The organism is Methylomonas sp. HW2-6 (assembly GCF_052474525.1).
Window position 1 is genome coordinate 1,186,510 of sequence record NZ_CP184124.1, and the last position, 25,726, is coordinate 1,212,235.

Consider the following 25,726-nt stretch of genomic DNA (forward strand, 5'->3'; position numbering starts at 1 on the left):
GCGGATTTTTGTCTATGCGTACTAGTGTGTCGCCCTGGTGGTTGGGGATATTGTGGTTTTGGCTGAGTGCCGTTGCCGGCGCCGCCGAGATCGGCGTTGCGGTCGACCGCAATCCGGTGGCTTTGAACGAGTCGTTTCAAATTACGTTTACCGCAACCGAGCAACCGGACGGCAATCCGGATCTCGAGCCCTTGCGGCAGGATTTCGAGATCGTCAACCAGCAACGCAGCAGCAGTGCCTCCTGGGTCAACGGCAAAAGTAACCGCAATGAACAATGGATTTTGACGGCGATGGCCAAGCGCAGCGGCGAGTTGACGATACCGGCCATTGCCTTCGGTGCCGACAGCAGCAAACCGTTGGCGCTGACGGTGACCGAAGCCGCGCAGCCGACCGCGAAGGACGATGAACTGTTCCTGGAAGTCTCGGCGACGCCGGAGCAGCCCTATGTGCAGGCGCAGGTGATTTATACGCTGAAACTGTTCCGCCGGGTGCAGATCACCCAGGCCAGTCTGGCGGAGCCGGAAATCAAGGATGCCCTGGTGGAAAAACTGGGCGAGGACAGTACTTACTCGACCCAAATCAAGGGTGTCGACTATTGGGTCACCGAGCGCAAATATGCAATTTTTCCGCAGCAGAGCGGCCTGTTCACGATTGCGCCGCTGGTGTTGAATGCGGAATACATCAGCAGCCGGCAGCAACCGCGTTTCAACGGCTTTTTCAACCGGCCCAGCACCGAGACCCGGCGAGTGGTCTCCAAAGCTGTGACATTGAACGTGCGCGCGGCGCCGGCCGAATTCAAAGGCGCCTGGCTTAGCGCAGAATCTTTGGAGTTAAGCCAGGGTTGGTCCGATTCCAGTTTGCAGGTCAAAGTCGGCGAGCCGCTGACTCGCACCTTGACCCTGAAGGCCAGGGGGGCGACGGTCGGCCAATTGCCCGAGTTGTTCGACAAAACCCCGATCGACGGCATCAAGACCTATCCCGACCAGCCGCTGTTGCACGAGGATAAACAAAGCGACGGTTTGACCGCGTCGCGCGAGGAGAAAATCGCCTTCATTCCGTCCAAACCCGGCGAGTACAGTTTGCCGGCGCTTAAGATCCAGTGGTTCAATTCCAAATCCCAGAAAATCGAGGTGGCGGCTTTGCCGGCCGTCAAAATCAAAGCTTTGGCGGCGGCCGAGGTCGCCACGCCGACGGCTTCCGCTGCCGAGTCCGAACCGGAGCAGGCCAGCCCGATAACGGCAACGCCGATCGCTGTCACTTCCGATAGCGGCGTTCGGCTGTGGCAGGCGGTTTCGGCTGTCCTGGCCATGGGCTGGTTGCTGACCGTAATCGGATTCGTAAGGTCCGGCCGGCAGCGGCGCCAAACTAGGGCTGCCAGTATGGCGCAGTCGGAAAGCGCGCTGGAAAAAGCGATAAAGCGAGCTTGTTGGGAAAATAATCCGCAAGCGGCCAAGCAGTTATTGCTGCAATGGGGCAGGGCCGAATTCGGCGCCGACAGTCTGGCCGGGTTGGCGAGCCGTTGCGATCAGCCGCTGTGCGACGAAATCAACGACTTGAATCGCTTGTTGTACGCACCCGGCGGGCAGGAGTGGCAGGGCCGCGACTTGTGGACCGCATTCAGCGGCCAAGCCCGCCGCGCAGCCGCGCCGGCGCCCCTCGGCGACGGCCTGGAGCCCTTATTCAAAATTTGAGCTAACCGCGCCGTTCGAGATGAGCCAGAGCCATGTACAGTGCGGCGATCGAACGGGCTTCGCTGCATTCGCCGCTGGCCAGCAGGCTGTCGATGCTGCGCAACGACCAGGGCACTACCTGTAATTCTTCCGGTTCGTCGCCTTCCAGCTTCTCCGGGTACAGTTCTTCGGCCAGGATGATGTCTATGGTGTGTTCCAGATAAGACGGCGCCAACGAGACCCGGTGCAGATGCTCCAGTTTGCCGGCGCCGTAGCCGATTTCTTCTTTCAATTCCCGGTTGGCGCCGCTGAGCATGTCCTCGCCGGCGTCGAGTTTGCCTTTCGGCAGTCCCAGTTCGTAGCGGTGGATGCCGGCGGCATATTCCCTGACCAGCAATACCGTTTCCGGGTCCAGCATCGGTACGATCAGTACCGCGCCGTGCGAGCTGTTGCGCGCCAGCCGTTCGTATTGGCGGCGTTCGCCGTTGCTGAATTCCAGATCCAGGGCTTCGATGCAGAATTGGCGGGTTTGGGCCAGCACCGTTTGTTTTAGAATTTTGGGTCGCTTGGGCATCGTGGGGCGGGTTTGGGTTAGTTAGGCCAAGTTTATGGCCGGAAGTTGTCCGCCGTATGTTCGGCAGCGGCCGGTATCGGCATGGGCTGGCCGAATCCGAGTCGGGGTTTAACTGTCAGTTTACGCATCATGCTTCTTGGGTCTAGCGCCTGGACTTGGGCAGGCATTGTAAAACGTTGCCGCTGCGGCGGATAGCATCGAATTCCCCGGCGCTGCCGCTTCGCGCGGTGTGCGGCTTATAATCGGCGAATATTTAACGGAGATCTCTAGCAATGTTGGATTGGCGGCAAATCGATACGGTGATGTTGGACATGGACGGCACCCTGCTGGACCTGAATTTCGATAACCATTTCTGGCAGGAATTCGTACCTTTGCGTTTTGCCGAGTTGCACGGCTTGACTCTGGAGCAGGCCAAGCAGGAGTTGGCGCCGCGGTTCAAGGCGATGGAAGGCCGTTTGGAATGGTATTGTCTGGATTACTGGAGTAGCGAACTCAATTTGAACATCGCCGGATTGAAGCAGGAATTGGCTGGTCTGATCGCGGTGCATCCCCATGTGGTGGAGTTTTTGGATGTGCTGCGCGGCCGGCGGCGGCTGTTATTGGTGACCAATGCCCATCGCGACAGTCTCAGTCTGAAAATGGAGAAGACCTGTCTGCACCGGTTTTTCGACGAGATTGTCAGTTCCCACGATTTCGGCTTTGCCAAGGAGCAGCAGGGATTCTGGCAAGCGCTGCAGGAGCGGCATGTATTCGAGAAGCAGCGCAGTTTATTGGTCGACGATAGCCTGGCCGTGCTGCACTCGGCCAGGCAATTCGGTATCGCTCATCTGGTCTCGATCAGCAAGCCGGACAGCCGGCGTCCGGTCAGGCCGATTGCGGAGTTTCCGGCGATTGAGGATTTTCGGGCGTTGATGCCGGGCTTGCTGCCGGATGCGGCCGATGTTCCCTAGGCTTACGGTCCGGCCGGGGCGGGCGTTTACCGTGCTGGACTACCCGTTCCCGCGGTTCGCGGCGCTCGGGCTTGGCGACCTGATCGGCCAGTAGTTCCGGTTCGATCGATGCTACCGGTACTTTTTCGCCGATGTAGTCTTCGATGTCCGGCATCGAGTAGGCGTATTCCTCGCAGATGAAGCTGATTGCTTCGCCGCTGGCGCCGAAGCGGGCGGTGCGGCCGATGCGGTGCACGTAATCTTCGACGTCTTGCGGCAGGTCGTAGTTGAACACGTGGGAGACGTCGGGAATATGCAGGCCGCGGGCGGCTACGTCGGTGGCGATCAGCAGGTTGACCTGGTTGTCCTGAAACGCGGCGAGCAGTTTTTGGCGCTTTTCCTGCGGCACGTCGCCGCTCAACATCGCGACTTTGTAGCCGTTGGCCTGCAGGTAGTCGTCCAGCCGTTCCGCGCAACGCTTGGTGTTGACGAAGACGATGCTGCGTTGCGGCTGGTGGTGTTTCAATAAGCCCAGCAGCAACGGAATTTTCTGGTCGTTGGCCGGGCAATAGGCGATTTGTCTGATCGCTTTCGAGGTGACTTCTTCCGGTTCGATCCGGATCAGCACCGGGTTGTTCATGTGTTCGTAAGCCAGTTCGGTGACTTTGTAGGACAGCGTGGCCGAGAACAACAGGTTCAGGCGTTTATCGGCCGGCGGCATCCGCCGTAGCAGAAAGCGAATGTCTTTGATAAAACCCAGGTCGAACATGCGATCGGCTTCGTCGAGTACCGTGACCTGGATGTTATCCAAGGTGAATGCGCCCTGTTTGTAAAAATCGATGATGCGTCCCGGCGTGCCGATGATGATGTCGACGTTGGTTTTGATCTTGTCCAGCTGTTTTTGGTAGTCGGTGCCGCCGTAGATCAACGCGAATTTCAGGTTCAGATACTTGCTCAACACCAGCGCGTCCTTGTGGATCTGGATCGCCAGCTCGCGGGTTGGCGCTAAGATCAAGGCTCGCGGGTTCTTGATTTTTTCGCTTTCGTCGTTGATCAGGTGCTGGAACGTCGCGAGCAGGAAGGTCGCGGTCTTGCCGGTGCCGGTTTGCGCTTGGCCGGCGATGTCTTTGCCGCGCAGGGATAAGGGTAACGACTTGTCCTGGATCGGGGTGCAGTTGATGAATCCCGCTTCTTTCAGACCTTTGATGATGGAGTCGGACAGCTCCAAATTGCTAAATCGCGTTTCCGTTAAGTGTGTTTTTTTCATAACTCGCTAGAATAACTCAAAACGCTGCGCGGTTGAAATCGATTGACAATTTAAGCGCGGCGAAACTATATTCATTGCTTTGCAAACTTATGGAGAATGGCGTGAGCGACCTAGTGCTTCATGTATCAGACGCTGATTTCAACGAAACTGTGTTAAAAGCCGGCTCGCCGGTATTGGTCGACTACTGGGCCGAATGGTGTGGCCCTTGCAAAATGATTGCTCCGGTGCTGGATGAAATTGCAGCCGAGTACCAAGGCAAACTGACCGTCGCCAAACTCAACATCGACGAAAACCCGAAAACCCCGCAACATTACGGTGTGCGCGGAATTCCCACTTTGATGATTTTCAAGGGCGGCGAAGTCGAGGCTACCAAAGTCGGCGCCTTGACCAAGTCGCAGTTGGCCGCGTTTATCGACAGCAACCTGTAAACAGGCTGTAACCGGACTTGTCGAAAATGTTTTGATAAGTCCGGTTATTGCGCTAGAATTCCGCCCGCTAGCTTCTCGCACCCCGATCGCCCGAGTTTTCCAACACACTTCTTCCGCCGTAAACAGCCTTCTGCTGTTTTGCATTTCTTCCATTTCCCTAAGTCAACATGAACCTTACCGAGTTAAAACTTAAACAACCGACAGAAATCATCGCTATCGCAGAATCACTGGGGTTGGAAAACATCGACAGAGCCCGAAAGCAGGAACTGATTTTCTCGATCTTGAAGAAGCAGGCGAAGAGCGGGGAGGATATATACGGTGACGGGGTACTGGAAATCTTGACCGACGGCTTCGGTTTTCTGCGCACGCCGGGTTGTTCTTATCTGGCAGGACCGGATGACATTTACGTATCGCCCAGCCAGATCCGCCGTTTCGGCTTGCGCACCGGCGATACCGTCAGCGGCAAGATTCGGCCGCCGAAAGAGGGTGAGCGTTACTTTGCGATGCTGAAGGTAGAGAGCATCAACTTCGAGTCTCCCGAGCAAGCCAAGAACAAAATTTCCTTTTCCAACCTGACACCCCTCTTCGCCAACAAACGTTTCCGCCTAGAGCAGGGCAACGGGACCAGCGAGGATTTGACCGCCCGCATCATCGATTTGATCGCGCCGATCGGCAAGGGCCAGCGCGGTTTGATCGTATCGCCGCCGAAAGCCGGTAAAACCATGATCATGCAAAGCATCGCCCATGCGATTGCCGAGAATAATCCGGAGTGTTATCTGATCGTATTGCTGATCGACGAGCGTCCGGAAGAGGTGACCGAGATGGAGCGTTGCGTGCGCGGCGAAGTGGTCTCCAGCACCTTCGACGAACCGGCTACCCGCCACGTCCAGGTCGCCGACATGGTGATCGAAAAAGCCCGGCGCATGGTTGAGCACAAGCACGACGTGGTTATTCTGTTAGACTCGATCACGCGTTTGGCTCGTGCTTACAACATGGTGGTGCCGTCTTCCGGCAAACTGCTGTCCGGCGGTGTCGATGCCAATGCCCTGGAAAAACCGAAGCGATTCTTCGGTGCTGCGCGTAATATCGAGGAAGGTGGCAGCCTGACCATCATTGCCACTGCGCTGGTCGAAACCGGTTCGCGGATGGACGAGGTGATTTTCGAGGAGTTCAAAGGTACCGGCAACATGGAACTGCATCTGGAGCGGAAAATCGCCGAGAAGCGGGTCTATCCGGCGATCAATATCAACCGTTCCGGCACCCGCCGCGAGGAATACCTGGTCGATCCGGACGAACTGCAAAAAACCTGGATTCTGCGCAAGATTCTGCAGCCGATGGACGAATTGGCGGCATCCGAATTCTTGTTGGGCAAACTTAAAGATTTCAAAACTAACGCCGCGTTTTTCGATTCGATGAAGCGTTAACGCTTGCTGCCGATGAGGCGAACGGCACTCCGCCTGCCGTTCGCTTCCGGTTCGCTCTACCCCCTCCAATCCCCCGTTGTCCCCGGTATTTCGCTGCCAAACCTAAAGAGTCCGATTCCGCTTCGAGTCGCGTTTGACATCCAACTGAAACATTTCTTGGTTGTGGATGTGCTTAATTTTGTTATATTGCGCCCCGACCTTAACGCGGAGAAATGGCCTTGCGAAACACTAGCAAATTTTTCATGCAGTTCGTCCGATTGGCGGGGCCTTTCTGGTATTCCGAAAACAAGGCCAGCATTCGCGGACTGTCGGCGGCGTTGATTGCGCTGACTGTCGCCCAAATCGCGATTTCAGTGATTATCACCGAATGGAGCGCCGATTTGTTCGACGCTCTGGAACAACGGTCGATGTCGCGGTTCTTTACCCAAATCGGTCTGATTGTGCTGATCTTTTTGGCGAACATTGCGATCACCGCGACGCACTTGGTCATTAAACGGCGGTTGCAATTGGGTTGGCGCGGCTGGTTGACCGATAAATTGATCGGCCAATGGATGCGAGACGGTCGCCACTATCTGGTGACCCACATTCCCGGCCAGCACGACAATCCGGACGGGCGTATCGCCGAAGATGTCCGGATTTCGACCGAATATGCGATCGATCTGCTGCACACAATTTTTTACTGTGTGTTGTTACTGGTTAGTTTTACCGAGATTTTATGGACCTTGTCCGGCAGCGTTGCCATCGATCTCGGCATCACCGAAATTCCGATTCAAGGTCATTTGGTCTGGTTGGCGCTGATCTACGCCGCCAGTGCCTCGGTTCTGGGCTGGTGGATAGGTCGACCGCTGACTACGGCGACCGATAATCGGCAAACCGTTGAAGCCAATTTCCGTTTTGCACTGGTCAAGGCCCGCGAAAATGCGCAAGCGATTGCCCTGATCCATGGGGAGCGCCACGAGAATCCGCATTTCCATCGCTTGTTCGGCAACATCGTCGACGCCTGGAATCAGCAAACCTTGGCCTGGCAACGGATCACCATGTTCAGTTCCGGCTATTCCATCCTGTCCATGGCCTTCCCCATCCTGGTGTCCGCGCCGCGCTTTATTCTGGGAACCATCAGTTTGGGCGCATTGATGCAATCGGCGCAGGCCTTCCAGCAGATGGTCGCCGCGCTGTCCTGGCCGGTCGATAACATGGGCAAGGTTGCGGAATGGCGGGCCTCGGTAGAACGCGTGCTTGGGTTGAGTAAGGCATTGGAACAATTGGAACGCGAAATCGCCAAACCCGATCCGCACCGCATTCGCAGAGTCAAGCAAGACAACTCGATGTTGGCATTCCGCAATTTGTGCATTAGTCGGCTGGACAACATCGTCTGTATTTCGATGCTAAACGAGGAAATCCGCGCCGGCGAAAGGGTGTTGATTGCCGGTAACGCCTTCTCCGGCAACAAATTGTTTAAGGCGATTGCAGGATTGTGGCCGTGGGGCGAAGGCACCATCGAACTGCCGGACGACGAACAGATGTTTTTCATGCCGCCCAAACCGTATTTGCCGACCGGCAACCTGCGCGCTTCAATTTGTTATCCGGCCGATGCCGGTAGCTTCGACCTCCAGCTATTGATCGACACGCTAGAACTGGCCGGCGTCGGCGAGTTGGCGGAGCAGTTGGATCGGCACGCCGATTGGGATAAGACTCTGGAGCGCGAGCAAAAGCAACGTTTGGGGTTGGTGCGCTTGCTGTTGCATAAACCGAAGTGGATATTGATGCAGGAAGCCTTTGATTCGCTCGATCCGGACGGCGAAGTGGAGATGGTCAATCTGATCAACAAAAAGTTGCCGCAAGCGGCGATGCTGACCATAACCAAACAACCGACGATACAGAACTTGCATAAACGCCGGATTACCCTGAGTTGAGCGCTTGCCGACAACCCGCTCGAACAAAATTTTTGCTCGAAAAGTGGGGTATTTGGTTTCTGAAACGTCTTAATGGATAAGGCGCCCGCCGATTGGCGGAGGCGCCGGGGTGTTAGTCCTTAAGAAAACTCTGAGCGATATGATTCTGCGGGCCGTGCGTAAACTGCTTTGAACGGAATCGACTCTATGTCGTTCGCTGAAACCTGGGGCAGCGTTTAATCGAAGCTTCCTCCTGTTCGGGTAATGTTATGAAACCAAGACATTCGCGCAGCAAGCCGGCGGATTTGGCCGCGGAAAAGTTGGAAGCCGCTTTTCCGTCGGCCCGCTATTTTCAAGTTCATTTCGAATATCTGCACGAAACCATCGCCGAGCTGAAGCAGCAGATCGAGACGGCGAATCGGCAAATTGCCGAGTTGCAGCGGCGGCTGCCGGAGGCGGAAGCGAAGCAGAGGATGGAATTGGACGGAAAGGCGGCCAACGCCTTTACGACTCAAGATTGGTGTTTGTAGCCGGAGCTGTTTTTATCCACCCAGCGTTGCTCGCCGTTGGTCAGCGTTTCCCGTTTCCAGAACGGCGCCCGGCTTTTCAGATTCTCCATGATGAAACGGCTGGCGTCGAAGGCGTCGCCGCGATGTTCGGACCAGGCCGCTACCAATACCAGCGAGTCGTTGGGTTCGACCCGGCCGACGCGATGCACGACCAGCGTATCCAAAACCCGCCATTGGCTTGTTGCCTGTTCGACTATATGCAGCAGTTGTTTCTCGGTCATGCCGGGGTAGTGTTCCAGGTACATGCCGGATACGGCATCGCCTTGGTTGAAATCGCGCATGGTGCCGACGAACACGGCCGTGGCGCCGTATTTTCCGGCCATGCCGGCCGCTTGTTGGTGGTTTGCGATTTCTTGCCAGGGATCGAAAACCGTATCCGATAATTTCACCGCCATAGTCTTCAACCTCCCGTCACCGGCGGAAAAAACGCCACCTCGTCGCCGTCCGCGACCAAGCTGTCCAGGTTGGCATAATTCATATTGATTGCCGCCAGCAATGCGCTGGGCCGTGCCAGATCGGGATTGGCCAACTGCCATAGTTCGCCCACCGAAACCGGGGTGGAAACGACAAATTCGTCGCCGTCACGACCGACGTATTCTTTCAAGCTTGCGAAGTACAGCACTTTGATCGACATTCTGTTTTACCGGGTAATACAATACGTTTATTTAATCTTTCAGCCTGTCATGTCCAATTCGCCGCTTACCCACTTCAACGCTGCCGGGGATGTCCACATGGTCGATGTCGGCGCCAAAGCCGTTACCCAACGCAGCGCGGTTTGCGAGGGCTATATCGAGATGCGGCCGGAAACGCTGGCATTGATTGTAAACGGCGCACATAAAAAAGGCGATGTGCTTGGCGTGGCCCGGATCGCCGGGATCATGGCCAGCAAGAAGACCGCCGAGCTGATTCCGTTGTGCCATCCGTTGCCACTGACCCATGTCGAAATCGACCTGCAGCCCCAGACCGCTCTGAATCGGGTTTACTGTCGAACCTTGGTCAAAACCAGCGGCCAGACCGGCGTCGAAATGGAAGCGCTGACCGCCACCCAAATTGCGCTATTGACCGTCTACGACATGTGCAAGGCGGTCGACCGCGGCATGACTATCCAAGGCGTGCGCCTGTTGGAAAAGAGTGGCGGCAAATCCGGCGACTGGCGGGCGGATGCCGTCGCCGCGCCTTAATTTTCCGGTTTGGCTTGCGGATTCCGGTTCAGAATTTTCTCGTCTATGGTTTTGTGCAGCAGGCGCAACAGCTCCGCCGAGCCGTCCTCGTCGGTCTCCATCTCTTCCGGTTTGGCCAGGGCCGCGTTAACGCGGACGCCGCCGGTTTGTTCCTGCAACGTGATCAAATATTCGGCTTCGGCGTAATGGTTGTTCAGTAAGGTTCTGATCAGGCTCAGATCCTTGCCGGCCGTGTCCGGGTCATAACGTACCTGGAATCTGCCGTCCTGCTGATTTTTGTCGAGGATCTCGATATCGGTGATTTTTAGTGCCGTTGCGATCATTTCCCAGGCCCGTTCTTCGCGGGTCTTCAAGGTGAGCAGCGGTTTGTCGCCGTCGGTGAAGGTCATCAGCCCGGCCAGAGCCGATTTCGGCTTCAGATCGTCGGAGTCGAGGGCCGGCTGCGGATTGGTGTGCTCGATCGGCAGCACCGGCGGTAATTCCAGATGGTGGGTATCGCGGTACTTCTCCGGCGTTTCGCCGCAGGCGGCCAACAGCAGGCAGGGAAGCGCGTGGCGGACTCGTTTCAACATAAACGGATTCACTCGCAAAAATAGCGTCTGTGTTCCAACACCGGGAACGACACCCGCATCTTTTCCAGTCGGTTCTTGTCGACTTCGCCGCAGACGAAGCCGGGGCCGGTCTTGTAGCAATCCAGCACCACGCCCCACGGGTCGATAACCATGCTGTGGCCGAAAGTTTGGCGGCCGTTCATATGAAAGCCGCCCTGGTTGGGCGCCAACACGTAGCACAGGTTTTCGATCGCCCGCGCCCGCAGCAGGACTTCCCAGTGCGCAGCGCCGGTTTTGGCGGTAAAGGCTGACGGAATCACCAGGATATCCAGGCCTTTGCGGGCCATCGGCCGGAAAAATTCCGGAAAACGCAGGTCGTAGCAGACCGCGACACCGAGGCGGCCGAATGGGGTATCGATCACGCAGGAACCTTCGCCGGCTTCCACCGAATCCGATTCCCGGTATTCCTCGGCGGTATCGGGGACGCTGACGTCGAACAAGTGCACCTTGTCGTAACGCGCCACACGTTGGCCCTGGTCGTTGTAGATCAGGCAGGCAGCGCGCACTTTATTCGGGACCGAGGCTTGCATCGGCATGGTGCCGCCAATGATCCAAGTGCCGTATTTTTTCGCCGTCGCAGCCAGGAACTCCTGAATCGGGCCCTGTCCGTCCGGCTCGCCGACCTTGACTTTGTCGTACTCGTTCATGCCCATGATGGCAAAGTTTTCCGGCAAAGCCACCAGCTTGGCGCCGGCTTTGACGGCTTCGGCAATTTGTTTTTCGGCTTCGAGCAAATTGGCGCTGACTTGCGGCCCGGAAGCCATTTGGATGGCGGCACATAGTGTCATGAGTGGTCCCTGATGGTATTTAGTTGGTTGCGTCGATCGGGGTGGGCAGTTCTCGCTGGCGCTGAACCGGTCATTTGCCGAGCGAATCCAGCCATTCGAAGCCGGTCAGGCTGCGCCAGGCTTTCTTCACCAAACCGTCCTGGTCGTGCAGCGGCGTTACTTCGACATTGCCCCATGGCCCGCTCAGTTTGTATTGCGAGCCGAAAAAATATCCCTCTTTGTAATCGTCGGTCACCGCTTGGGTAATCATCGCGGCGATGCCGCCGACGATTGTACCAGCAATGGGAACGGCGCCGGAACTCTTAGGTACCACGGCTACCCGCTGGTCCACGGTTTTATGGACCAAGTCGGCGTTGCCGGCGACACTGAGTTTGGCCGACACCGCGTCGATGACCAAATCGTCGGAATAGGCCAGGCCGTTACTGATCTTGACGGTACCGGTAATCGTATCGAAGGCCAGCCCCTGGCGGAAAACGTCGCTGAAATCCAGGCTCAGGCGTTTGGCCCATTGTTCCATCGCGATCAGCCCCAGCAAGCGGCCGAAGCCGGGTTCGATGCTGGAAATGCGGCCGTCGCTGAGTTTGAGCCGGAGTTGGCCGTTGACGCCGGCCAGCGAAAACTGCTGCGGGCCGCCGCGCCAACTGCCGTTAAAGCCGATTTCGGCGTCGGTGCCGCGAAAGTCGTCGGTAAAGCCCAGTTGCGACAGGAACAGACCGAAGCCTTTCATGTTCAATTTTCCGGTCAGTTGGGTGGAACTGGCGCTGCCCAATTTCAACCAGTCGGCGCTGAAGTCGATGGTTCCGGCCACGCTGGCCAGTTGCACGTGCTTGAAATGAATGCCGTTGATCAACCGTTCGGTGCGCAGTTTCAGATTGCCCAGGTCCACATTCCGCCACAGCAATTGCTTGCTATCGATATCGATCAGCGGCAAATCGCCGACGGCCGCCTCCTCGGCGCCGCCGAAATTGAGTCCTTCCATGGCGGTCAGATTAAGATGCTCCATTTGCAGGTGGATGCGCTCGGCGCCTCCGCGTTGGTCCGGAATCGTAAAGTGGCCGCGCGCCATCGTACTGTCTATCGAGCCTTGCCACGCTTGGTCGCTATGCTGCATCCGGCAGGCGACGGCACCTAAGCGGAGTCCTTGCCAAACCAGATCGCCGCTGTCCAGCACCAACTCCTGCAGTGCCGGCAGACGCGCTTGGTTGTCGCCGGAACCGAATGCGGCCAGCGCTTCGGATAATTTGAATTGGGGCTGGCGGATTTCCAATTTCAGGCCGGGACGGTCGAAAATTTCGGCGGCGCCTTCGCCGTAAACGATATGCGCCGAACGCAAGCCGTTACTTTGGCCGTCGATTTGCAAAGCTGCCTGCAGCTCCCGGCCGTAGCCGATATGCAACGGCACGAATTCGCCGTCGTCCAGTATGAAACGCAAGTTCAACGGGCGTTCCTCGCCGGCGGTTTTGCCGAGTCGCTCCGGCGCATCCAGGCTGACGCCCTGCAGATTGCTGGTAATTTGCAAGACGTCGGCCTGGTCGGCGGCGTAAGGCAGGGTCAGTGCGGCCTGGTAATTGAAGCCGCCCTTGGCCGCCTGGGTTTTCAAGAAAGAGAACTGCTTTTGTAAGCGCTCGACGTCGGTGACGCCGCTGATCAGCAATTGCGTTGCGCTCTGGTCGCTTTGCAACTGGCCGCGGATCGGATAGCCCAGGGTTCTGGCTTCCAGCGGGCTGCTACTGACGCGGTCTTCGGTGAAGTGCAGCACGCCGCCGATGTTGTCGACCATTAGATCGACCGGCTTCAGCAGCAGGCGCGCCTTATCCAGATGGGCATCGACTTTCACCGTGGTCGGCAGGGTGTCGTAATAGGCGATTTTCAGATCCAGGTCGACTTGGGTGTCGCCTTCCGGCGCCAGTACTTTGGCTAGCGGATCGGTTTTAACGTGCAGCGGGGTCTTTTGCAGATATTGCAGGCTTTGCGGCAGCTTGCTGTGTACTTGGCCCCAGACGTAGACGTAATCGCTGTCGGCCAGGTCCGGAATCGTCACGACGGCCTGATCGATACCCACTTCTTCGCTATGGCCGCCGTCGATCGCAACTTGCAAGTCGGCGCCAAGAAACTGCACGTCGGCATGCACCGCGCGCAAATGGGGCCATAAGGCATTGAACTGGATTTCGCCGTCGTCTATCGCAAACACCACTTCGAAACGGCCGGCGGCGGAGGTGAACGGAAAGTCCGCCAGCTTGCCCTGCAACCGCATTTCGCCCTTATCGATATGGCCGCCGACAAAGGCGTCGTCCAGCCAGGCTAATGCATCCTTGCCCATGATTTTGGCCGGCAGGTAGCGCGGCACCTGGCTGATGTCGGCGAAATTGCCGAAGCGGGTGCGCATGTCGATTACCGGACTGCCGCCGTCGTGCGGGATAATTAATTGCAGGCGGGTGGTGGTTTGGAAGTCGGCGCTATCCAACTGCAGGCCGTCGCTGGAAAATTGCCAATCGGTATTGGTTTGCACCCAGTCCAGCCGGCCGGTCAGGCGGGCGATTTCCAGTTGGTCCCGAAACATGGCCGGCGCGTCGAAACCGGCACGTTCGGTGTCGAAAACCAGCCGGCCCCCCTGGTCGCCGGCCGTGATGCTGCCGCGTAAGCCCTGCACTTGCGGCATGCCGTCGACCGCGTCGATGCCGAGCTCGGCAAATTCGCCGGTCACGGCGTAATGTTGCTGTGTGCTGTCGATATACAGCGCGGTGCTGCGCAATTCGCCGCGCGGATTCAGTTTCAACCAGCGTTCGAAGCCGGCGGCGTCTCCCAGAAACGGCGCCGTCAAATGGTCTAGGGCCTGTAGATTCAGGGTTTCGATACGGCCGCCGAGATTGCCTTCGGCGTCGCGCTGCAGGTAGAACTCGCCGCCGTGCCAGCGTTGGCGGTTGCTGACCGCGTTCATGTCGTAAACGCCCCAGCGCTGGCGGCCGTCGGTTTCGCTCCAGGCCAGATTGCCCTCGAAGGTGTCCAGTTGCAGGGCTTTGCCGGTCTGTTTGCCGAGCTTGATTTGCTGACCCTGCACGTAACCGGCAATCCGGTAGGGCGTCGAGTCGCGCCAATCGCTCCACAGCCGAATATCGCCCGAACCCGAATACAAATGCAGTCCGGCCGGTAAATCTTCGATCAACCAGGCCGGACCTTGCAGATTGTCGCCTTCGATATAAAGCCGACCGTTGAGGGCGTTGGCCTGGAAAATATTGCCGTGCAGTAGTGCGGAAATCCGCATGCTATCGCCTAAGGAATCCGGCAGCCGGCTGATTAAGTGGATTTCGTGGTCCTCGCTACGGTTTTCGATGCGCAAGTCGAAGTCGGCGATCGTCACCGGCGGCCGTTGTCGTTTAGAGTCCAGCCAGGTGACCTGGCTTTGCAGGATTTCGTATTGGCCGCCTTCCAGCAACCAGAGCGGTTGCTCGTCGCTGCTATGCAGGCCTTTGATGCGCAGGGCGCCGTCGGCATCGCGGATAATGTCCAGTTTGGCGCCGACCAGCGTGACCCAGCCGGAGGCCATCGCATCCTGGGTGAACAACCATTCCAGCAAATTGATGCCGATCCGTACCTGTTGCAAACTGATCGCCGGTTTGGTGACGGCTTCCGCGGCGTCTATCGTGATGTCGCGTAGTATCAATTCCGGGCTGAAGCCGCGCATCTTGGCGCTGAGCCGGCCTATGTGCAGCGGCACGCCGCTGATGCGCCGAATTTCGCTTTCCAGCCGTTGGCGGTGGTCGGCGATGTCGATCAGAAACAGCCTGACCGCGCTCAATGCCAGCGCCGCCGCGATCAGCGACCAGAACAGCAGGTGCCGGGTGGCCCGGCTGACATGGCGGTGGATAACCAAAACTTAGGCCTATAGCAACACCACGTCGTAGTGTTCCTGGTTGTATTCGGCTTCGGCGCGAATCTTGATCGCCACCTTCAGAAACACTTCCAGCTCGGCCAGCATGTCGGCTTCCTCGTCCAGCAGCATTTCCACCACCTGCTCCGAGGCCAGGACCAGAATTTGCTGCACGCTGTATTGGCGCACCACCCGGATGATTTCGCGGAAAATCTCCAGGCAGATCGATTCGGCGGTTTTCAGTACGCCGCGACCGCCGCAAGTCGAGCAAGGCTCGCACAGAATGTGCTCCAGGCTCTCGCGGGTGCGTTTGCGGGTCATTTCCACCAGACCCAGCGCCGATACCTCGGTGATCTTGGTCTTGGCGTGGTCTTTTTCCAGATTGCGCTGCAGCGCGGCCAGCACTTGTTTCTTGTGCTCGTCGCTCTGCATGTCGATGAAATCGATGATGATGATACCGCCCAGATTGCGCAGCCGCAGCTGGCGGGAAATGGTTTGCGCCGCTTCCAGATTGGTCTTGAAGATGGTTTCTTCCAGGTTGCGGCCGCCGACGTAGCCGCCGGTATTGACGTCCACCGTCGTCATCGATTCGGTCTGGTCGAACACCAGATGGCCGCCGGACTTGAGCTTGACCTTACGGTCCAGGGCCTTGCTGATCTCGTCTTCGACGTTGTAGATGTCGAACACCGGCCGCTCGCCGGAGTAATGTTCGATCACCGAGACGATTTCCGGGACGAAGGTCTCGGCGAATTCGACCAGCTTCAAAAAGGTTTCCTTGGAATCGACCCGGATTTTTTCGATGCCGTCTTTGTACAAATCGCGCAAGGTGCGGATGCTGAGCGGCAGGTCTTCGTGGATCAAGGATTTGACTTTGGCCTTTTTGCTCTTGTCCAGGATCGATTCCCAGAGTTTGTGCAAGAAGGTCATGTCGGAATACAGAATCACTTCCTCGACGCATTCGGCGGCGGTGCGGGCGATGAAGCCACCCGGCACCTGGTGCTTTTGCTGGTAGGCCTCGATGCAGGCCCGCAGCCGGGTGCGCTCGGACTCGCATTCGATGCGCTGCGACACGCCGGAGTTGCCGGCATAAGGCATGTAGACCTGGTAGCGCGACGGAATCGAAATGTCGGTGGTGAGCCGGGCGCCCTTGTTGCCGAGCGGGTCTTTAGTGACTTGCACCACCAGTTTCTGGCCTTCCTTCAGGTAATGTTCGATATTCTCCGAGCCTTTTTCGGCCAGTTCCTGGCTACTGAAGTCGGATAAATGCAGAAAGGCGGCCTTGTCCAGGCCGATGTCGACGAAGGCGGCCTGCATGCCCGGCAATACCCGGCAGACCTCGCCCTTGTAAATGTTGCCGACCAGGCCCTTTTGGCGAACGCGCTCGATGATCAGTTCCTGCAATACGCCGTTTTCGATGACGGCGACCCGGGTTTCCGGCGGCGTCACATTGATTAATATTTCTTCGCTCATTGAATCACTTCTATGCCGGCTTGGCTCAACAGTTGTGCTGTTTCGAATAGCGGTAGGCCCATCACCCCGGAAAAACTGCCGGCGATCGACTCGATAAACACGCTGGCCAGTCCCTGAATCGCATAGGCACCGGCTTTATCGCAAGGTTCCCCGGTTTGCCAATAGGCCACGATCTCCTGGTGGCTGAGGGGGCGGAAACGCACTTCGCTGACGCTCAAGGCCTGCCAATGGGTTTGCCCGCTACGCAAGGATACCGCGCTATACACTTGGTGGCTGCGGCCGGACAGCCGGCTCAGCATTTCGATGGCATGTTGCAGATCGTCGGGCTTGCCCAGAATCCGGCCATCACAAATCACGCTGGTGTCGGCGGCCAGTATCGGTAACCGGCTGTCGCTTTGCGCCGCGCACACGGCCGATTTTTCGGCCGCGACCCGCTCGACATAGGTGGCCGGGGCCTCGCCGGGGAACGGGGTTTCGTCGATGTCGACGGCCATGACGGCGTGGCGGATGCCGATTTGGGCCAGTAATTCGCGGCGGCGCGGCGAGGCCGAGGCCAGGATCAATTGTGCTTGCATACCGTTAACGGTGGTAAGGGTGGTTGTTGAGCAGACTCCAGGCCCGGTAAATTTGTTCGGCAACGACGATACGCACCAGCGGATGCGGGAAGGTGAGCGGCGACAGGCTCCAGGATTCGCGCGCTAACTCTTTGACCTGCGGCGACAGGCCTTCCGGGCCGCCAACCATCAGCGCGACCGGCTGGCCATTACCGAGCCAGCGCTGCAAAGCCTGCGCCAGATCGGGGGTCGACCAGGGTTTGCCGGGAATATCCAGCGTCACCACGTGGGCGCGCGGCGGCAAGGCGGCGATCATCCGTTCGCCTTCGTCGCGGGTAATGCGGGCCACGTCGCCGCTTTTGCGCTTGTCCGGCGCGATTTCGCGCAGTAGCAACTCGCACTCGCGCGGCAGCCGCTTGGCGTACTCATTATAACCTTGCTGTACCCAGTCCGGCATTTTGCTGCCGACGGCGATCAGATGAATTTGCATGGCGGGGAGGATACACAGAAGCGGCAAAGCTGACAACGCAGGGCGGCCGGCAGAGGGCGGCGGCGCGGTTAAATTAAAGCGCCAAGTCGTCCAATGGGCTGACAACACCTTGGCCGCCTTGATTCAGCACATGGGTGTAAATCATTGTGGTTTCCAGCTCGCTATGTCCCAATAAGGCTTGAATGGTGCGAATATCGGTGCCGCGTTGCAGCAAGTGCGTAGCAAAACTGTGGCGGAACGTATGGGCCGATACTCGCTTGTTGAGGCCGGCCTGCCGAACCGCCGCTTTAATCGCCTTATTGATTAGCGATTGGTCTACATGATGGCGGCGAGTCTTGCCGGATAAAGGATCGACCGATAACGAACGGGCCGGGAACACATATTGCCAGCCCCATTCGCGCACGGCATTGGGGTATTTCTTGGTCAGTGCATGAGGCAGATACACTGCGCCGAAACCGGCTGCCAAATCCTGATCGTGAATTGCCTTGACCTTCTCCAGATGATTTTGCAGCATCGGCACCATGGCCGCCGAAAACGTCGTCACCCTGTCCTTATCGCCCTTGCCGGAGCGCACGGTAATCTGCCTGTAGGCGTAATCGATATCCTGCACTCGCAAGCGGACGGCTTCGGAAATGCGTAAACCGCTACCGTACAAAAACTTGACCACCAATTGCGCGACGCCTTCCACCCGCGGCAAAACCTGCTTGATCTCGTCCACCGACAACACCACCGGAATATGACGGCTGGATTTGGAGCGAATCGCTTCGATACGCTTGAGCAGAGGGACACCCAAAACCTGCTTGTACAAAAACACCAGTGCATTCATGGCTTGGTTCTGGGTGGCGGACGCCACCTGGCGCTCGGTGGCCAAGTAACTCAAAAACGCCTCGATCTTTGCCTCGGCATCCTCCAGTAAAGCAGCCCTTTCGCTAAGCCGATGAAACTTGACGAACTGCTTGATCCACTCGCAATAGGTGCGCTCGGTATGCAGCGAATAATGCTTGAGCCGCATAATGCGGCGCACGTCTTCCAGCAAGGTTGGCGATTTTGTGCTTGACATCAAATTATTAACGAATATAGTGAGGCGCAAGCTGATTATAGAGGCAAATGTGCCCGAATTTATGGCAAATATCCGGTTATCAAGGCAGATGTGCCCGGTTTGGCGGTTATCAGGGCAAAAGTGCCCGAAATGGCCGGCAATATCAACTTGTCGGGCAGATTTGCCTGATAATCAATAGTTAAATGCGGGCCAATCTCAAAAGGCTTAGAAAACAATAAAAGATGATTGCGAAGAAACGGCAAATAATAGCTGAAGAAATCATGAAAATATGCTATTACCTGGAGGGAAAAACCTTGCAGGTTAACATGCGTTCAACCAGACAAGGTTTTTCCCTCCAGGTTAAGCCATGATTTTCAGCGTCAGTCGAGTTTCTTTGCTTGAATCAGAATTGTTGTTTCGAAATGTCGCTACGGCATTTAACCAGTCGTTCAACCTGACCAAAACTCCGCTTCGCTCCATTTTGGCAGGTTAACTCTATTCGTTAGCCAATGGAAAAAGCGAATGAGCAAAAGTGAAGTCGTAATTGAAGTGGATGCAATTCAAAGCTCCATTCGTAACTCACTCAAGGAGTTCGGGTTCAAAGTTCGTGGGCGCACTTTTAATAGACAAACCCCTGATGGTCTTACGCAAGTTATAAATTTCCAAATGGGACAATCCGAACCTCCGGGTAGTGTATTCATTCCGGGTTTAAAAGAAAATTTCTACGGGCTGTTTACTGTAAACCTTGGTGTATATGTCCCCGAAGTTGCTGAATTTCACGGAGGGTGCTTAGCGAAATCATGGGTTCAAGAATACAATTGCTGTATTCGTGATCGTTTAGGACCCGTAAGTGGTTTAACCAAAGATATTTGGTGGCGAACCCAAAATACGCCTGCTGTAACCGAGGACATACGAACTTTATTGCTTACGTTCGGACTTAATTTTTTAAATCGGTTTGAAAGTCGAGCGTGTATTCTAAAAGAGCTAGAAGGTGCTGAAAATAATTTAAGCTACTGCAACACACCGAGAATAGTTAGTTCAATTATTTACACAAAGCAAAATGAAATAGAAAAAGCCAGAAACCTGCTACTGAAACAGGTTTTAGAGACTCATAATATACGCCATCCTGAATATGTAAGAGCGCTCGCTATACGTTTAGGTTTGGGTGTAATTTAACAAGGCTAACAAGTCGTTACAGCATCACTCCGGCGCTTCGCGCCTCCGTTGGACAGTTTTTAAGTCGCAGTTTTGTGGTTTTGCTGCGCAAAAAGTTTTCCACAAAACCACGACTTAAAAACTGCCGCTGAACTCGGCGTTATGCATCAAAGGAGTCTTGTAACGTATGAAAAATGTGAGTTTTAAAGGATTAACGATAGCTATTGCAGTGGCTCTAGCTATTGATATTACCGGCGGAGTTATTGCTGTACCACTATATGCGGAAGAGCTTACAGAAGAAGCTGTTGAATCTCTATTTCATCAAACCAATGTATTGGTTTACATGTTAATTATTGGCACAAGTAGTTCGTTTTTAGGTGGTTATATTTGTGCAAAATATGCCAAGTTGGCTCCATATAAAAACGCAAGTATTTTTGGACTTATTGGTGTAATTATTAGCCTTGCCATGGCTACATTTGATCCGATCTGGGTTGATGTGGTCGGCTGCTTATTAATTATTCCAGCGGCCATAATGGGCGCACGGCTAGTAGGCAACAATAATGCATAACCAGCGGGTCAACTTGACCGGCAAAAGCTCCGCTCCTATCGTCGCTACGCTTTCGCCGTCAAGTTACCCTTATCGTTATAAGTCTTGTGGCGCCTATGAATAATGACCAACAATTATTCGAGTTACAGCAAATCAAGAAAAAGTGGGGGTATTGCTACATTCCTGCGGTACTTGCGTTTGCTCTAACTGCAATATCTATAACCATGGGTGTTAGTTATAATGACGCTGTTAACTTTGTGCTCGTTCCTGGCGGCTTTCTTTCTTGGGGGCTTTTGTCGTATCACGTGATTACAACCAAATGCCCGAATTGTAAACAAAGGTTTTACAGCTTGTGGTGTTTAGCCGGTTCCGCCAATATTAGAAAACATTCCTGTTGTAACTGTAACTTCGCTTTGCAGCCAAACAATCCAACAAAACCTTATACTAAGGCCACAGGTGATGAATGGAACCAGTAAATCCTTATAACACGTCGCTCAAAGGGACGCTCCGCTTCGCTGCGCGCCCCTTAGCTTGGCGTTAGAGAAAATTAGGACAGTTCTATGATTGACCATGTAGGCTTAACAGTTAGCAACATCGAAAAAAGCAAAGAGTTTTACAAGCTTGCACTCGCCCCAATTGGTTTCCAGCTTTTAGCTGAAGTGCCAGCATCTATTTCAGGCAGCAAAGATTTTGCTGGCTTTGGTGAGCCGCCAAAACCAGAGTTTTGGATAGGCGGCGGCACCCCCAATGACCCACCAATTCACATTGCATTTCAAGCAAGCTCGCGAGCGCAAGTGGATAGTTTTCATACTGCCGCACTTTCTGCAGGTGGTCGTGATAATGGCGCTCCTGGAATTCGCGCCCATTACCATCCCAACTATTATGGGGCGTTTGTCTTAGACTTTGACGGCCACAACATCGAGGTTGTTTGTCATGTCTCAGCGTAACATTTTCTCTAACCCATCATTCAAGCGGGACGCCTAACGGCGCCCCTTAATTCACACGTTAGGTTGCTGAACCATGGACCAGCTTGATGACACAGATATTCGTCTTAGTGCGCAACGCTCGCTCTGGGGTAATGTGCCTTCAACTCTTCGTTCAGCATCTCTTGAAGTTTCCGATGCCGCTATCTCTTTTCGCTGCTACTTTGACAAGGGAGCGTCTGAAGATGACTACGAGCTTTTGCGGTGTGCCGGAACAGAGGTGATTTCAGATTATCCATCCGAGTACACAATTGATGAGCAGTTTATTTTTCTTCCTTGGCCTGAGAGAATGACCCATCTTAAGCATCTGGTGTTTCTTCGCCATGAAGCAACCTAACCCTACGCTCAAGCGGGACTGCGCAAAAGCGCGCAGCCCCTTAGCTTCACGTTATGCGTCAAAATAGCTTCGATGAAACAATCAACACTTGAACTGAAACGGAATAGACGTAAAGTTGTAGCCGGGCAAACGGGGCGGGATTACTTTGACTTCATCGTGGATGGAAAGTCTCTTATTGAAATACTAGAGCCGAGTGATTTAATTGGGTGCTTGGGCTGGGGGTGCCCGGAAATAGAAAAGCACACTATTGCGCAACTATTGGCGAAAGAATTGCCTGAGCCTGAAAGCGGACGGGTACCTATTTATATTTGTCCCGAGTGTGGTGATCTCGGGTGTGGCGCTGTAACCGCGAGAATATGTGAAGAATCGGAAAGTTATATATGGTCAGATTTCGCATTCGAGAACAATTACGAAGGTACTGTCGAGCTATATAGCGAAATCGGCCCATTTGCTTTCGACAAGGCCGCATATAGCAAAGTCTTGAAAAAGAGGGAAACTGAAATTGTCGCATAACATGTCGCTCAACCTCGCTCCCTTAGGTCGCTTGACGCTGCGCGATAAAGCCGCGCAGCGCCGGTTAGCTCTACGTTAGGCAACACGGCCATGCTCCGCTTCTCATCAGGTGACAACTTCCTCGAGATGGAGGTCCCGCTCGTTGAAGATGTCTCTGTTCACAGCGTAAACGGGGCGGTCGTGGTCTTGCGAGTTCGATCGAACGGGTACTCCGGCATGAACGATCTGTGGGTACATGCCCCGGACCTCAAGGCATTTGCCTCTGCCCTCGTCCAACTCGAGCGTTCACTTCGCGGCGAAGCACGCCTTGCGTCTATGTCGCCCAATGAGCTTGAGTTGCGTGTGTATGCCGCTTCCTCCACGGGACACCTCGCGGTCCACGGAACTATCGGCCAGCTTGTTAAGGGGGAGAACCAATCGTGCTGGCACTCAGTGACATTTGGCTTCGAGTTCGAGCTTGGGCAACTGAGTAACGCAATCAGTGAACCGTGGGTTCGGCAGAATGTCGCCTAACCGGTCATTGCAGCCGACCGCCTCCGGCGGCGGCTGAATTCCAACGTTATGCCCAATAGTCGGAACTGAAATGGAACAAAAAGTAGAAGAGTTATCGTCAGAGGACATCGCTCGGGTTGAGGCTCAAAGAAAATGGGTTCGGGAGCACTATCCACCCGAATCCGAAGAAAAATACCAAACCCTTGATGGGAAACTCGTGCTTCTGAACGCCATACTCAAGAACAAATGGATCGAGCCTAACGAAACCGCGAAATTTCAATGCTTGGGAATCACATTCGGCGACGCACTAGCACAAAAATTAGGCTTAAAATGGGTCGCTGTTGAAGACGAGTATGGTCGTGATCCAGCGCTTATAGCGGAAGGGACATCAATAATTACATTTCCACTTACTTCCATTTCAAAAAGAATCGAGAAAGGTGAAGAAGTTGATGTTTTTAATTTGTTTGAAAATGCTTGTGCAAAAATCAATGAACTCAAACAACAACTGGCATAACACGTCGCTCAAAGGGACGCTCCGCTTCGCTGCGCGCCCCTTAGCTAGGCGTTAGGCAGAAAATATGAGCTACATCGCTTCGTTTTACCTCGTGAAAGCTTCTCAAGCAGAAGAACTTGTCTCTTTGGCAGAGTTGATTCCAGCCCAGAAAAAATTTCTGGGGATATTTCCTAAAAAGGTGGTGGATACAAAAACGAAGTTCTGGGACTTCCTAGCTAACCACGTATCGGAGTTGAATGAATACGAATACTCTGGGTTTGCTTTTGTCGAGTTATTTGCGCTGCTCCCTGATGTTACCGCTATTAGTAAATCGTCTTTAGGCATTCGTATTGCCAAGGCGATGGACAGCACCTATTTATCGTTCACGGAACACGAAGCGCAGGAGGCTTTGTCGGCGCTGGGTTCTGAACCTCCCAGCGATGCTAAGATTCGAGCCTATTTCGAAGAAGATGACCGGGGCTATGACGCATCGGATTGGGTCATTCCCGTTCAGGAAGCGTGGAGCACTTTGAAGGAGTGGTTGCACCAAGTGCATGATAACGAAATTGGCTTGTTGTCAGTTGGCTAGTGTGCGCCACGGATGCCTAACCCGGCGCTCAAAGGTAAGCGATCTTCGAACGACGTACTTGAATTGAATTGGATAATGTCCTAGCAATTAGAAAGTGATTAAGCCGTTTGATCGGCGAGATTCCAAGGCAACAGTGCTTCGAAGTCCTCAGCGGTTTTCGCCGTGGGGAGCTCTCGGAACAGATCGACCAGATAGGTGTAAGGATCGATACGATTAGCCTTGCAGGTTTCGATCAGCGAATAGAGATTGGCGCTGGCTCGTGCGCCGGCTACCGTGTCGCAAAACAGCCAGTTGCGGCGGCCCACCACGAAAGGGCGTATGGCGTTTTCGCAGAGGTTGTTATCAATAGGCCACGCACCGTTCTCGACAAGACCGTAAGGCGCAATAACCAACGGGCATTGCGCCGAATGACGGAGGTCGACATACGGCGCAATGCGGCTATCGCCTATTGCGTATATGGACTCCTCCCGTTTTGCAAGCGGATCACTTCTGTTGGTAAAAGGTACGACTGCACACGTATATCCGGCCTTACTTGAGCATCATAGGCTCTGGCCATAATGGGCTATTCGCGCGCTGGTTCCTTATCGCCCTAACGTGCTCTTGGGCACAACGCAATAGTCAGGTTTTACCAGCGCCGGTTCGTCCGGTTGCCATCAGGGTGATGCTTCGCAATCGAGTGGATTGCTCTTTTATCTCAATCGGTTTGGGCGTGACAGTTTACTGTCAGGCCCAAGCCGATTCCCCAGCCGGCCGGTCTCGGTCCGGTTGGTAGTCGATGTTCTTGCTCAATAACGCCCAAGCAATTCGAGCGTTTTTATTGGCCAAGGCGACGGCGGCGATGTTTTTGTTACGCCGCTCGCTGAGGGTTTGCAGCCAACGGCTGCGCGGATCGTCTTTTTGCCCGGCGACTTTGAGCACGGCCCGTGCGCCGTGAATCAACAAGGTCCTCAAGTAGGCATCGCCGCGCTTGCTGATGCCCAACAGCCGTTCCTTGCCGCCACTGCTATGTTGACCTGGCGTCAAGCCTAGCCAAGCCGCCATGTCCCGTCCACGCTTGAATTGCTTGCCGTCACCCACGCCGCTGACCAGGGCTGTGGCGGTAATCGGGCCGATGCCCGGAATTTGCTGTAGACGTTTGGCGCCCGGATCGGTATCGGCTTGGCGTTGAATGCGTTTATCCAGATCTTTGACGCGCTCATCCAGGCCGATCAAATCGTCTTTTAAACCGTTGAGCAAACTTCGGAAGTGGCTGGTCAGGTGGTTGTCACCATCTTCCAATAAGCCCGGTAGCGCTTTGCGTAAGGTTTCCAGGCGTTGTCCGACGACGATGCCGTATTCGGCCAGCAAGCCGCGAATTTGATTGGCCTTCTCGGTGCGCTGACTGACCAATTGACTGCGTATGCGATGCGTGGCCTGTAGGTCTTGCTGAGCCACCGTCTTGATGGCTACGAAACGCATCGTTGGTCGCGAGACCGCTTCGCAGATCGCTTCCGCATCATTGGCGTCGTTTTTGTTCGCCTTGACATAGGGTTTGACGAATTGCGGCGCAATCAATTTGACGGTATGACCCAGTTTTTCGAGTTCTCGTCCCCAGTAGTGGGCACTGCTACAGGCTTCCAGGCCGATCAAACATGACGGCAAATCCCGAAAAAAAGCCAGCATTTGCACGCGTTTGAGCTTTTTCTTCAGTACCGGTTGCTCATGGCTATCGACGCCGTGCACTTGAAACACCTGCTTTGCCAAATCAATTCCTATACGTTTAACATTCATCTCGGACTCCTCCTTCCGCTTGTCGGATAGCTTTAGTCTATCCCTCTGGCACCCGATGCCGCTAGGAGGGAGGAGTCCATCCCATTGCCCTAC

27 protein-coding genes and 1 pseudogene are annotated in these 25,726 nt (G+C 55.1%); 15 read left to right on the forward strand and 13 right to left on the reverse strand.

What is annotated here, in order from left to right:
• Positions 1-14: 14 nt before the first annotated feature.
• Entirely contained in the window at positions 15-1,691 is a 1,677-nt protein-coding gene (locus tag ACH518_RS06450; RefSeq protein WP_445372292.1) for a BatD family protein, read from the forward strand.
• 1 nt (position 1,692) lies between these two features.
• Here the strand turns inward: ACH518_RS06450 and nudE are convergent, their stop codons facing one another.
• Positions 1,693-2,244: an ADP compounds hydrolase NudE gene (nudE, locus tag ACH518_RS06455; RefSeq protein WP_140912067.1), complete on the reverse strand. Its 552-nt coding sequence runs from the start codon at positions 2,242-2,244 to the stop codon at positions 1,693-1,695.
• Between the two features lie 272 nt (positions 2,245-2,516).
• Between nudE and yrfG the strand changes: the two genes are divergently transcribed.
• Entirely contained in the window at positions 2,517-3,194 is a 678-nt protein-coding gene (gene yrfG, locus ACH518_RS06460) for a GMP/IMP nucleotidase (protein WP_445372293.1), read from the forward strand.
• Here yrfG and rhlB read toward each other — a convergent pair.
• Complete coding sequence (rhlB, locus tag ACH518_RS06465) at positions 3,109-4,440, reverse strand: ATP-dependent RNA helicase RhlB (RefSeq protein WP_278209738.1); 1,332 nt, start codon at positions 4,438-4,440, stop codon at positions 3,109-3,111. The two genes, yrfG and rhlB, sit on opposite strands and share 86 nt — an antisense overlap.
• Positions 4,441-4,541: 101 nt before the next feature.
• Between rhlB and trxA the strand changes: the two genes are divergently transcribed.
• The 4 genes from trxA (at position 4,542) to ACH518_RS06485 (ending at position 8,714) form a co-directional block, all read left to right on the forward strand.
• Positions 4,542-4,868 (forward strand): thioredoxin TrxA, encoded by a 327-nt coding sequence (gene trxA / locus ACH518_RS06470; RefSeq protein WP_140912070.1) that lies wholly within the window; start codon positions 4,542-4,544, stop codon positions 4,866-4,868.
• Between the two features lie 167 nt (positions 4,869-5,035).
• Positions 5,036-6,292 carry a transcription termination factor Rho gene (gene rho / locus ACH518_RS06475; protein ID WP_140912071.1) on the forward strand — a complete coding sequence of 419 codons (1,257 nt, stop codon included), beginning with the start codon at positions 5,036-5,038 and terminating at the stop codon, positions 6,290-6,292.
• 242 nt (positions 6,293-6,534) lie between these two features.
• A complete protein-coding gene (locus ACH518_RS06480) occupies positions 6,535-8,205 on the forward strand; it encodes an ABC transporter ATP-binding protein/permease (protein ID WP_445372294.1) in 1,671 nt (556 codons plus the stop codon).
• A gap of 248 nt (positions 8,206-8,453) precedes the next feature.
• Positions 8,454-8,714, forward strand: a complete 261-nt coding sequence (locus ACH518_RS06485) for a hypothetical protein (RefSeq protein ID WP_140912073.1) — start codon at positions 8,454-8,456, stop codon at positions 8,712-8,714.
• On the opposite strand, the gene ACH518_RS06490 is transcribed toward ACH518_RS06485, so the two are convergent.
• Positions 8,696-9,148 (reverse strand): molybdenum cofactor biosynthesis protein MoaE, encoded by a 453-nt coding sequence (locus ACH518_RS06490; protein WP_445372295.1) that lies wholly within the window; start codon positions 9,146-9,148, stop codon positions 8,696-8,698. The genes ACH518_RS06485 and ACH518_RS06490 overlap by 19 nt on opposite strands.
• A gap of 5 nt (positions 9,149-9,153) precedes the next feature.
• Positions 9,154-9,387, reverse strand: coding sequence for a MoaD/ThiS family protein (locus ACH518_RS06495; RefSeq protein ID WP_278209734.1), 234 nt, complete (start codon positions 9,385-9,387; stop codon positions 9,154-9,156).
• A 49-nt stretch (positions 9,388-9,436) separates the two neighbouring features.
• On the opposite strand from ACH518_RS06495, the gene moaC reads away from it, so the two are divergent.
• Entirely contained in the window at positions 9,437-9,934 is a 498-nt protein-coding gene (gene moaC, locus ACH518_RS06500; protein ID WP_445372296.1) for a cyclic pyranopterin monophosphate synthase MoaC, read from the forward strand.
• Here the strand turns inward: moaC and ACH518_RS06505 are convergent.
• The 7 genes from ACH518_RS06505 to ACH518_RS06535 form a co-directional block, all read right to left on the reverse strand.
• Complete coding sequence (locus ACH518_RS06505) at positions 9,931-10,506, reverse strand: hypothetical protein (protein ID WP_445372297.1); 576 nt, start codon at positions 10,504-10,506, stop codon at positions 9,931-9,933. The genes moaC and ACH518_RS06505 overlap by 4 nt on opposite strands.
• 8 nt (positions 10,507-10,514) lie before the next feature.
• Positions 10,515-11,333: a carbon-nitrogen hydrolase family protein gene (locus tag ACH518_RS06510; protein ID WP_445372298.1), complete on the reverse strand. Its 819-nt coding sequence runs from the start codon at positions 11,331-11,333 to the stop codon at positions 10,515-10,517.
• A 70-nt stretch (positions 11,334-11,403) separates the two neighbouring features.
• Positions 11,404-15,204 (reverse strand): YhdP family protein, encoded by a 3,801-nt coding sequence (locus tag ACH518_RS06515; protein ID WP_445372299.1) that lies wholly within the window; start codon positions 15,202-15,204, stop codon positions 11,404-11,406.
• A 9-nt stretch (positions 15,205-15,213) separates the two neighbouring features.
• Positions 15,214-16,671: a ribonuclease G gene (gene rng / locus ACH518_RS06520; protein ID WP_140912080.1), complete on the reverse strand. Its 1,458-nt coding sequence runs from the start codon at positions 16,669-16,671 to the stop codon at positions 15,214-15,216.
• Positions 16,668-17,246: a Maf family protein gene (locus ACH518_RS06525; RefSeq protein ID WP_445372300.1), complete on the reverse strand. Its 579-nt coding sequence runs from the start codon at positions 17,244-17,246 to the stop codon at positions 16,668-16,670. Before ACH518_RS06525 ends, rng begins: the two co-directional genes overlap by 4 nt.
• A 4-nt stretch (positions 17,247-17,250) precedes the next feature.
• On the reverse strand, positions 17,251-17,715 hold the full coding sequence (rlmH, locus tag ACH518_RS06530; protein ID WP_445372301.1) for a 23S rRNA (pseudouridine(1915)-N(3))-methyltransferase RlmH: 465 nt from the start codon (positions 17,713-17,715) through the stop codon (positions 17,251-17,253).
• Between the two features lie 73 nt (positions 17,716-17,788).
• Complete coding sequence (locus ACH518_RS06535) at positions 17,789-18,775, reverse strand: integron integrase (RefSeq protein ID WP_445372302.1); 987 nt, start codon at positions 18,773-18,775, stop codon at positions 17,789-17,791.
• Between the two features lie 501 nt (positions 18,776-19,276).
• On the opposite strand from ACH518_RS06535, the gene ACH518_RS06540 reads away from it, so the two are divergent.
• From ACH518_RS06540 to ACH518_RS06575, 8 genes are all read left to right on the forward strand, one after another.
• Positions 19,277-19,930 (forward strand): DUF4304 domain-containing protein, encoded by a 654-nt coding sequence (locus tag ACH518_RS06540; protein ID WP_445372303.1) that lies wholly within the window; start codon positions 19,277-19,279, stop codon positions 19,928-19,930.
• A 166-nt stretch (positions 19,931-20,096) separates the two neighbouring features.
• On the forward strand, positions 20,097-20,477 hold the full coding sequence (locus ACH518_RS06545) for a hypothetical protein (protein WP_445372304.1): 381 nt from the start codon (positions 20,097-20,099) through the stop codon (positions 20,475-20,477).
• A 539-nt stretch (positions 20,478-21,016) separates the two neighbouring features.
• Positions 21,017-21,403, forward strand: coding sequence for a VOC family protein (locus ACH518_RS06550; RefSeq protein ID WP_445372305.1), 387 nt, complete (start codon positions 21,017-21,019; stop codon positions 21,401-21,403).
• A 73-nt stretch (positions 21,404-21,476) separates the two neighbouring features.
• On the forward strand, positions 21,477-21,776 hold the full coding sequence (locus ACH518_RS06555) for a hypothetical protein (protein ID WP_445372306.1): 300 nt from the start codon (positions 21,477-21,479) through the stop codon (positions 21,774-21,776).
• Between the two features lie 72 nt (positions 21,777-21,848).
• A complete protein-coding gene (locus ACH518_RS06560; RefSeq protein WP_445372307.1) occupies positions 21,849-22,289 on the forward strand; it encodes a hypothetical protein in 441 nt (146 codons plus the stop codon).
• 126 nt (positions 22,290-22,415) lie between these two features.
• Positions 22,416-22,802: a WapI family immunity protein gene (locus ACH518_RS06565; protein WP_445372975.1), complete on the forward strand. Its 387-nt coding sequence runs from the start codon at positions 22,416-22,418 to the stop codon at positions 22,800-22,802.
• Between the two features lie 70 nt (positions 22,803-22,872).
• Entirely contained in the window at positions 22,873-23,295 is a 423-nt protein-coding gene (locus tag ACH518_RS06570; protein ID WP_445372308.1) for a DUF3806 domain-containing protein, read from the forward strand.
• Positions 23,296-23,359: 64 nt separating this feature from the next.
• Positions 23,360-23,863, forward strand: coding sequence for a hypothetical protein (locus ACH518_RS06575; RefSeq protein WP_445372309.1), 504 nt, complete (start codon positions 23,360-23,362; stop codon positions 23,861-23,863).
• A gap of 98 nt (positions 23,864-23,961) precedes the next feature.
• Here the strand turns inward: ACH518_RS06575 and ACH518_RS06580 are convergent.
• A pseudogene (locus ACH518_RS06580) lies at positions 23,962-24,231 on the reverse strand (transposase domain-containing protein); the annotation flags it as partial.
• A 355-nt stretch (positions 24,232-24,586) separates the two neighbouring features.
• Positions 24,587-25,633 carry an IS110 family transposase gene (locus ACH518_RS06585; protein ID WP_445371832.1) on the reverse strand — a complete coding sequence of 349 codons (1,047 nt, stop codon included), beginning with the start codon at positions 25,631-25,633 and terminating at the stop codon, positions 24,587-24,589.
• Positions 25,634-25,726 lie beyond the last annotated feature (93 nt).

What these genes read in the sequence shown, in the direction of transcription:
- yrfG (WP_445372293.1), top strand. Translation starts at nt 2,517, where the DNA reads ATGTTGGATTGGCGGCAAATCGATACGGTGATGTTGGACATGGACGGC.
- ACH518_RS06525 (WP_445372300.1), bottom strand. Translation starts at nt 17,246, where the DNA reads ATGCAAGCACAATTGATCCTGGCCTCGGCCTCGCCGCGCCGCCGCGAA.
- rhlB (WP_278209738.1), bottom strand. Translation starts at nt 4,440, where the DNA reads ATGAAAAAAACACACTTAACGGAAACGCGATTTAGCAATTTGGAGCTG.
- ACH518_RS06505 (WP_445372297.1), bottom strand. Translation starts at nt 10,506, where the DNA reads ATGTTGAAACGAGTCCGCCACGCGCTTCCCTGCCTGCTGTTGGCCGCC.
- ACH518_RS06555 (WP_445372306.1), top strand. Translation starts at nt 21,477, where the DNA reads ATGGACCAGCTTGATGACACAGATATTCGTCTTAGTGCGCAACGCTCG.
- rho (WP_140912071.1), top strand. Translation starts at nt 5,036, where the DNA reads ATGAACCTTACCGAGTTAAAACTTAAACAACCGACAGAAATCATCGCT.
- ACH518_RS06450 (WP_445372292.1), top strand. Translation starts at nt 15, where the DNA reads ATGCGTACTAGTGTGTCGCCCTGGTGGTTGGGGATATTGTGGTTTTGG.
- ACH518_RS06535 (WP_445372302.1), bottom strand. Translation starts at nt 18,775, where the DNA reads ATGTCAAGCACAAAATCGCCAACCTTGCTGGAAGACGTGCGCCGCATT.
- ACH518_RS06575 (WP_445372309.1), top strand. Translation starts at nt 23,360, where the DNA reads ATGAGCTACATCGCTTCGTTTTACCTCGTGAAAGCTTCTCAAGCAGAA.
- ACH518_RS06480 (WP_445372294.1), top strand. Translation starts at nt 6,535, where the DNA reads ATGCAGTTCGTCCGATTGGCGGGGCCTTTCTGGTATTCCGAAAACAAG.
- ACH518_RS06545 (WP_445372304.1), top strand. Translation starts at nt 20,097, where the DNA reads ATGAAAAATGTGAGTTTTAAAGGATTAACGATAGCTATTGCAGTGGCT.
- ACH518_RS06585 (WP_445371832.1), bottom strand. Translation starts at nt 25,633, where the DNA reads ATGAATGTTAAACGTATAGGAATTGATTTGGCAAAGCAGGTGTTTCAA.
- ACH518_RS06485 (WP_140912073.1), top strand. Translation starts at nt 8,454, where the DNA reads ATGAAACCAAGACATTCGCGCAGCAAGCCGGCGGATTTGGCCGCGGAA.
- nudE (WP_140912067.1), bottom strand. Translation starts at nt 2,244, where the DNA reads ATGCCCAAGCGACCCAAAATTCTAAAACAAACGGTGCTGGCCCAAACC.
- ACH518_RS06540 (WP_445372303.1), top strand. Translation starts at nt 19,277, where the DNA reads ATGAGCAAAAGTGAAGTCGTAATTGAAGTGGATGCAATTCAAAGCTCC.
- ACH518_RS06565 (WP_445372975.1), top strand. Translation starts at nt 22,416, where the DNA reads ATGGAGGTCCCGCTCGTTGAAGATGTCTCTGTTCACAGCGTAAACGGG.
- rlmH (WP_445372301.1), bottom strand. Translation starts at nt 17,715, where the DNA reads ATGCAAATTCATCTGATCGCCGTCGGCAGCAAAATGCCGGACTGGGTA.
- ACH518_RS06490 (WP_445372295.1), bottom strand. Translation starts at nt 9,148, where the DNA reads ATGGCGGTGAAATTATCGGATACGGTTTTCGATCCCTGGCAAGAAATC.
- ACH518_RS06560 (WP_445372307.1), top strand. Translation starts at nt 21,849, where the DNA reads ATGAAACAATCAACACTTGAACTGAAACGGAATAGACGTAAAGTTGTA.
- moaC (WP_445372296.1), top strand. Translation starts at nt 9,437, where the DNA reads ATGTCCAATTCGCCGCTTACCCACTTCAACGCTGCCGGGGATGTCCAC.
- rng (WP_140912080.1), bottom strand. Translation starts at nt 16,671, where the DNA reads ATGAGCGAAGAAATATTAATCAATGTGACGCCGCCGGAAACCCGGGTC.
- ACH518_RS06495 (WP_278209734.1), bottom strand. Translation starts at nt 9,387, where the DNA reads ATGTCGATCAAAGTGCTGTACTTCGCAAGCTTGAAAGAATACGTCGGT.
- ACH518_RS06510 (WP_445372298.1), bottom strand. Translation starts at nt 11,333, where the DNA reads ATGACACTATGTGCCGCCATCCAAATGGCTTCCGGGCCGCAAGTCAGC.
- ACH518_RS06550 (WP_445372305.1), top strand. Translation starts at nt 21,017, where the DNA reads ATGATTGACCATGTAGGCTTAACAGTTAGCAACATCGAAAAAAGCAAA.
- ACH518_RS06570 (WP_445372308.1), top strand. Translation starts at nt 22,873, where the DNA reads ATGGAACAAAAAGTAGAAGAGTTATCGTCAGAGGACATCGCTCGGGTT.